Genomic DNA, 7,076 nt, shown 5'->3' with positions numbered 1-7,076 from the left:
GAAGTACATGAAAAAGCCAGTCGGGGGTTCCAACTGGCTTAATAAAAACCGTCAACCTATTTTAGGACTAGACATACCAATAAGGCACTATCTACAAGTCAATTTGGAGCTGTTAAGCAATTAATTGGAACGTTACAGAAGCGTTATAACATCACTGGGGACTTTATTAAAACACATGGTGAATTTAATAATGATAAACGTGATGAGTTACGCGGAGCGTTTGAGCAAATTACGCATTTAAGGAATATATTTTAATGGGAATGATAAAAAAGACTAAGCGAATTTTATTTGGCTTTTTAGTCTTGATTTTTATTTTTTTTGCAATTAATGCTAGTCAAAATCTTTATGATGTTGCTCTCGATGTTACACCGAGCTTCATTCGTTCAAGTTATATAGAATATATATTAATTGATGATGAAAATGAGCAAGGTTCTGACCATTTAAAAGTAATGTTATTACGGCATTTATTGAAGCATCCCCATAAATTTGATACGAAAACATTAATTTTATTATGTGAACGAGATGGTAAATATATGGAACCGATCCCTCAATTGGCAACTAGAGTGTTGATAACAGAATACCCAGAAGATTTACCAGCGTTATTAAAATATTATAAAAATGATGATTATACATTGAGGCTAATTAAAAAGAAGCAAGAACAAATAAGCACAGAAAATTTTAGATAAGCCTGAGTGCGATAGAATTTGTGAAAGTGTATCCCGCAGGCGTGCATTTAGTGGGGGCGAAAGTGAATCTGACTCTTTATAAAAGCTGGGAGCGGTGGCGCTACTCTTGATTTAGAGAAAGTGGGATCGGCTTGTAAGGTGAAAAAGCCTGAAGCAGCAATGACATTAGATGAAGCCATCTGCCCTGAAACAGGTGAAGTTATTAAACAGGCCGCGATTATGGAAGCCGTCGAAAGTGATGAAGTGGTATTTGAGTACGAGGCCGTAGAATTGGAGCAGTCTCAAGGGGCAATGTGGAAGGGGGCTGGTAGTGCGAATGCACAAAGCAATTATGGGACTGGAGGCGGAGCAAGTGCTTCCAATCAAGCTGGTAATTCAGCTAATAGCTCAAGTAATAGCCAAACAGAAGAGGCTGAAGAATTAGCGGTTATCAATACTCGTACCTTCCCAGATAACGACTTACAAAACCTATTACAGGCGAATAATCAACACGTGATGTTACTGAATGTTGGTGAGGCGTTTGAGGCATTACAAGCCTTAGGTTGGGATGACGTGAAATCCACATGGAAAGAAGTGACGAATACCACAACAGGTCAAATAGTCATTAGTTATGGGGTGAACGGTAAGGATGTGGTCACCACATCTATGATTATTTCCCAGTTTGGCAACTTAGGCATTAAAGCAACGACTTATGTCAACAAAACCGGAACGGAAATGATTAAATTTACGGGATATGCTGGCATACGCAAAGTACTCAATGCCCCAGCTTATGGTCTCAAGAACATGAAAGTGGTGCAATTAGGGATCGGGAAATATGGATTAGCCAATTCCATTAAACAAGGTGGTGTATTAACGTTTTATGTGGCAGCCGCTTATCGCACACTGGACTTCATTCTGAATGATGAGCAAGAATTGGCTCGATATCTTGGCTCCCTTGCTACCGATGTGGTTAAGATTGGCATTGTTTCAGCCATTACTTGGGGAGTGGGTGCTTTATTAGCGACGCCTTTTGTTGCGGCTAATTTAGTTATTGTAGTTGGAACGGCAACATCAATATTTTTGAATTTGGTTGACGAAGATAATGGGATAACGGATAAAGTAGTTGAATCACTTGAAAAAGCCCAGCAAGAAGTTGTTGAGAAGGCACGTGAGATTGAAGACGGTTTTTGGGATTTGGGGGCTATGTTGATCGATGGTATGCTGGAACAAGGGGAAAAAGTGATTGAACAAGAAATTAAGCAATACGTTCGTCAATCTTTAGATAAAATAAAACCAAGGATGTTGTAATGTATTTAGTTGTGACAAAAACAATATATTTGAAATCTATCTTCGGAATGATATTAGGGGCGTTATTGACAGTAGGTATTTTTTTGCTTGGTTGTACCTTATATACTAAAAACTCTCAGCTTGATGATGTCATTATTATAGTAAGAGGTGGCGTTGCGATAGCGATTTTTTCTATACCGATGCTATTAGTGACTATTTTCCCATCTCATATTGTATTTACTGGTAAAGAATTACCGCATAAATATGGGGTAAGACTTGTAAAGCCAATGATTTTATCTACAGTTTTGGGATTTATTTTAATGATTTTTATATCTGTTTATCATACTTCCCGTTTAGAAAAGCTAGGGTATATTCGCTGCTCTGGAACACCTTTAGGCTATATGCCAGCGATGGGGGTTAAATATGTTAAAGAACCTCAGCTGTGTAAGAAGAAAACTCATTAAATTTTGATGTGTATTGATTTTGTTAAAGAGAAGCAGCGCTTAGTAGGTCTGTATTCAATTGTGTTGTTTTCAGGTATCGCGATTGCATCAAGTTATTTTGGTTGGGGATCATTTAATGCACTTTTTGATTATGAAAATATCATGGTATTTAGTCGATTTGATGTTTTTTTAATGACAGGGCCTGCTTTTTTGTTTTGTATGGTTATTTTGGGGGGATATGTTTTAGTGACGGGAAAGCAAGCGCCTCTACATATCCAAAAAAGGTGGAGTTATTCAATGATATTGGGTTTTGTTGTATCTCTTTTATCGAACACTGTATTTATGATTTATTATAGCGGTTCATTAGAGGAAAAAGGCTACATTCGCTGCTCTGGGACACCTTTAGGTTATATGCCAGCCATGGGGGTTAAATACGTCATAGAACCTGAGCTTTGTAATAACAAATACAAGTATTGATGTGAGTAGTGATGCGAATAACATGGACCGAATAACATGGACAGGCATTGTTAAATCGGCAGATTTTTGAAAGTGGATCCCGCAGGCGTGCATTTGGTAGGTGCTAAGGTGAATCTCACTCTTTATAAAAGCTAGGGGCGGGGGCGCTACTCTTAATTTAGAGAAAGTGGGATCGACTTGTAAAGTTAAAAAACCAGAGGTTGCACTAACATTAGACGAGGCCATCTGCCCAGAAACGGGGGAAGTCATTAAACAGGCCGCAACGCTTCAAGTCACTGATATTGAGGAAGTGGAGTTTGATTACACCGCAATAGAAATGGTGCAAACGCAGGGTGTGGTCAGTGAAAGTGGTGAGGGTTCTGAGAGTAGTGCTGGTGGCACTAATAATACAAGTAATAGCGCAGCTGGTACGGCAGCGAATGATGAAGATAATGAATCTACTGAAGATTTGTGCTCTGATTGCAATCAACATAATGATTGTGCTGAGAAAATAGATTTTGACTTTATTAAAGTGTTAGAGGGCGGAATGGAGCTGACTGCTTATGTACCAGATCCAAAAGGCAGTAAAAGTGGTGTAACGATTTCTGTTGGTTTTGATTTAGGTGCTAGAAATAAACAAGATCTTATAAATATTGATTTAGATATTGAATTAATTGATAAACTAGTACCCTATCTTGGCTATAAAAAAGAAGAAGCTGAAAAGTTCTTAGCTAAAAAGCCGTTGACAATAACAAAAGCGCAAGCTGAACAGATCTACCTAAATAATAAAGTTCAAGCCACAGAAAGACTGATGACTAAATATAATTCGGATAGCAATGTAAAATTTAATTGTATACCTTACCAAGAACAAACGATTATTGCATCCGTGGAGTATCAATATGGTAGTTCAAAAATTAAAACTCCTAACTTTTGGAGACAAGTCACCAATCAAGATTGGAAATCGGCGCATACAAATTTAATGAACTTTAGAGATGACTATCGTTCCAGAAGAGAGCTAGAAGCTGAAATGTTAAAGGAAATACTATGAAAAGCATAATATTAGCGTTAGCTAGTACTCAACTACTGGCAAATGGCTTTGAATTAGAGAAATTCAATACCATACAGGAAATCTATCACGATGATAATGCGATTAGTTACATTAAAGGTCGTATAGGTAATGCTAAATCATTTGATGGTGAGTTTGTCTATGATTATTTTATGAAGCAACATGCCGCCTCAAAAGGAAAAATAATTAAAATGGACAAATTAACAACAGGAGAGCTTTGCTTCCAAGGTGGGTGTGATGGACTTATACAATTTAAAAATCAAGAACTGATCATAATTATTACTTACATTGATCAAGTTTATGTGTTCTTTAAAGATCATTTATCTAATAACGATATAGAACACATTATGCTTTTTTTAAAGCCTAAAATAGGCAGCGACCCTTACAGAAAAGATAAAACCGTTATGGAAATAAAATTTATAAATCAGTGATTTGGGCTGGTGTCTCTCAGTGGTTTTTATTTGGTTAATTTTTAAATTAACTCTTTTTTATCATATGTCAACTTGGCTTGACGGTGAGTACTTGCCCTAGAAATAACAGGGAAATAACAGGGACAGGTATTGTTAAAGATGGCATTGCGCACCCACAATGCCATTAACTTGCCGCACTATTTCCCTGTGCGGCTTTTATTGTATGAATTTAGGGATCATCAAACTCGCACACTGATACAAAATTAAAGAGTAAAAACCCGCGATCGGTTATAAACCTGAAGCTACAAAGGGGGGAAGCAGCAACGAATCCTCTTTTGAAGAAAATAATATGGACAGGCATTGTTAAATCGGCAGCTTCTTAAAAGTGGATCCATCAGGAGTGCATTTAGTGGGCGCTAACACAAGTAGGCCAGCCAGGGTACGTGAAAGATATTCAGGTTAAGAATATCAATCGCTACTTAAACATTGATAAACGCCAATTATATAAAGCCAAGAACTTCTCCCAATCCCTCGCGGGCATCAATATGAGTGGTTTGTATAAAGAAGCGATGAAGTTTAGTAGTCAACTCGGTAAGGTTGGCTGGGCGTTGACGCTACTTGGTTTGTATAGTAATGCTGCTGATATTTATGAGCAATGTACAGCAGATAATGAGTTTAATGAAGCTTGCAAACGTGCGGCAACTAAAAATGGGGTTTCGATGTTTACAAATGTAGTTGCTGGTTGGGCTATTGGTGCCGGTATTGGTTTAATTCCTGTAACAGGTGGTCTTTCGATTGTCCTTGTAGGTGCAGGGACTTTAGCATGGGGACTTAATGGCGGTGATATTTCAAATGATCTTGGAGACTGGGCGGAGGAAATGATTTTTGAATAATATTGAAGTTATAAGAAATATTGCTGGTTTTTCAGCTGTTATAGGTTGTTTATTGAGTTTTGTGTCTGTGTTTTTTTTGAGTATTAAATTAAGAAAAAAAAAGTGGCATATGATGAGAGCAATAATAGAACAGACCCCTGAAAAATTTAAAGATCGTGCAAGATTTTTAATGGAAAGTAATATGTCATGGCTTATAGGTAGCTTGGTTAGTTACACCTGGTTTGGCTACCCTATGATGCGTTATTTGTGGTCAATTAATCATTCGGAAATCACACAATGGCAAGCGGGTATCAAAACTATTTTTGTTAAAGATTATTTACTTTATCGATTGCTGGCTCTTTTTTTTAATATAGGAATATTAGGTTTTATTAGTTTTGTTATTCTAGGTTATCTTATTGAATAATAGGGCCTGTGAATAATAGGGCCTGTGAATAATAGGGCCAGCCATTGTTAAGAACTGCTAATTTGGGTGGGGGGGGGTGCTGATTATTTTTAATCAATTTATTGCCTAACACGAAAGTGAATACAACGTATTGAAGTATAGAAAGAGACATATTCAAACAATAGACATTGAAATAAAAGCGTTAACATCAAGGACGATAAAAAATGAATGAAACACTTAATATTGATAATTTAGCCGTGAAAGACAAATGGAAGCAACGTTTTAAGTTGTTTGAAGCGCTTGATGCAGGTGTTCGCAGCAGAGACGAAATTTTTAAATCAAAGGAATTTAAGGCATTAAGTTTTAGAGAAAAGCGGTTGTTTAACAGTTTTTGGGGCTTTATTGGTGCTTGGATTTATTATTTTTGCAAGGGCATGCATCTCAAAGGCGGTTGTATTTTAGCTGTGACCTTATTGTGGGGAGGAGTGCTGAGTCTGTTTGATTTTTTTTCCGGCATAGATATGCCCAACGCGGTATACTGGGGACCCATCTCGGCAATATGTATGTTGTTTGCACCATTAGATTTTTATCGAAGAACTCTCTATGGCGAGACCATGTGGCATAATTGGCCAAAAAAATTACACGATAAAAAAGGGGTCATACAATTTTTGACGACTGTGATATTGCTTCAGGTGATGCTGGCATTCTTTATTTATAACCATACTTTTTTTAGTTTGGCTGCGATGGACTCAGAAGACGCGGTGAGATTAGTGTGCGGCATCAATAATTATTATGTGACAGAGACAGAACTCATGACCTATGGCAAGGAAAGTATTTGTGCCGAGTTCAATCAATAAACTATATAAACTGACGCTAACGATCTTTTTTATTGTTAGCGTCATCTTGACTATTTCTGTTAAGGCTCAGGCAACGGATAGTTGTCGTTCGAGTAAAGCGGGTACAATTCAACAACAAAATGACAAGCTTCAAGTACCTGAAAAGTAAATAACATGGACAGGCACTGTTAAATCGGCAGATTTTTGAAAGTGGATCCCGCAGGCGTGCATTTGGTAGGTGCTAAGGTGAATCTCACTCTTTATAAAAGCTAGGGGCGGGGGCGCTACTCTTAATTTAGAGAAAGTGGGATCGGCTTGTAAAGTTAAAAAGCCTGAAGCGGCACTAACATTAGACGAAGCAACTTTTTTGAAGGAAAGGGCCCAGAAACAGGGGAAGTCATTAAGCAGACCGCGACCATGGAAGCTGTCGAAGGCGATGAAGTCGTGTTTGAATATGAAGAGGTGGTGTATTTCCGTGCCCAAAAAGACATGCAGGTGTTAATTGAAAAAAAGAAATTTCAGGGCAGGCATTGTTAAGTCGTGCATGATGGTGAGCAATCCGAATACGCGGATCTGGTGGGAAAGGAAGTGAACCTCACTCTTGTACTTAGTCTTTAAAATCAGACTAAGGGGTAGTG

At 37.8% G+C, this 7,076-nt stretch carries 9 protein-coding genes; all 9 read left to right on the top strand.

The window, feature by feature from the left end; translation table 11 throughout:
• Positions 1-254: 254 nt before the first annotated feature.
• Positions 255-686, top strand: a complete 432-nt coding sequence (locus Q0779_RS21975; RefSeq protein ID WP_298776060.1) for a hypothetical protein — start codon at positions 255-257, stop codon at positions 684-686.
• A gap of 138 nt (positions 687-824) precedes the next feature.
• Positions 825-1,973 carry a hypothetical protein gene (locus Q0779_RS21970; protein WP_298776058.1) on the top strand — a complete coding sequence of 383 codons (1,149 nt, stop codon included), beginning with the start codon at positions 825-827 and terminating at the stop codon, positions 1,971-1,973.
• A complete protein-coding gene (locus tag Q0779_RS21965; protein ID WP_298776056.1) occupies positions 1,973-2,416 on the top strand; it encodes a DUF1240 domain-containing protein in 444 nt (147 codons plus the stop codon). The genes Q0779_RS21970 and Q0779_RS21965 overlap by 1 nt, the downstream gene beginning before the upstream one ends.
• 3 nt (positions 2,417-2,419) lie before the next feature.
• Complete coding sequence (locus tag Q0779_RS21960) at positions 2,420-2,872, top strand: hypothetical protein (RefSeq protein WP_298776054.1); 453 nt, start codon at positions 2,420-2,422, stop codon at positions 2,870-2,872.
• Positions 2,873-3,038: 166 nt separating this feature from the next.
• Positions 3,039-3,899: a pesticin C-terminus-like muramidase gene (locus tag Q0779_RS21955; RefSeq protein WP_298776052.1), complete on the top strand. Its 861-nt coding sequence runs from the start codon at positions 3,039-3,041 to the stop codon at positions 3,897-3,899.
• Positions 3,896-4,348: a hypothetical protein gene (locus Q0779_RS21950; protein WP_298776051.1), complete on the top strand. Its 453-nt coding sequence runs from the start codon at positions 3,896-3,898 to the stop codon at positions 4,346-4,348. Before Q0779_RS21955 ends, Q0779_RS21950 begins: the two co-directional genes overlap by 4 nt.
• Positions 4,349-4,770: 422 nt before the next feature.
• Complete coding sequence (locus tag Q0779_RS21945; protein WP_298776050.1) at positions 4,771-5,220, top strand: hypothetical protein; 450 nt, start codon at positions 4,771-4,773, stop codon at positions 5,218-5,220.
• On the top strand, positions 5,213-5,623 hold the full coding sequence (locus tag Q0779_RS21940; RefSeq protein ID WP_298776049.1) for a hypothetical protein: 411 nt from the start codon (positions 5,213-5,215) through the stop codon (positions 5,621-5,623). The genes Q0779_RS21945 and Q0779_RS21940 overlap by 8 nt, the downstream gene beginning before the upstream one ends.
• A 203-nt stretch (positions 5,624-5,826) precedes the next feature.
• Complete coding sequence (locus Q0779_RS21935; RefSeq protein ID WP_298776047.1) at positions 5,827-6,459, top strand: hypothetical protein; 633 nt, start codon at positions 5,827-5,829, stop codon at positions 6,457-6,459.
• Positions 6,460-7,076: the final 617 nt, after the last annotated feature.

It is taken from the genome of uncultured Shewanella sp. (genome assembly GCF_947491715.1).
GTDB lineage: Bacteria > Pseudomonadota > Gammaproteobacteria > Enterobacterales > Shewanellaceae > Shewanella.
This window is presented reverse-complemented; position numbering and strand designations above follow the sequence as displayed.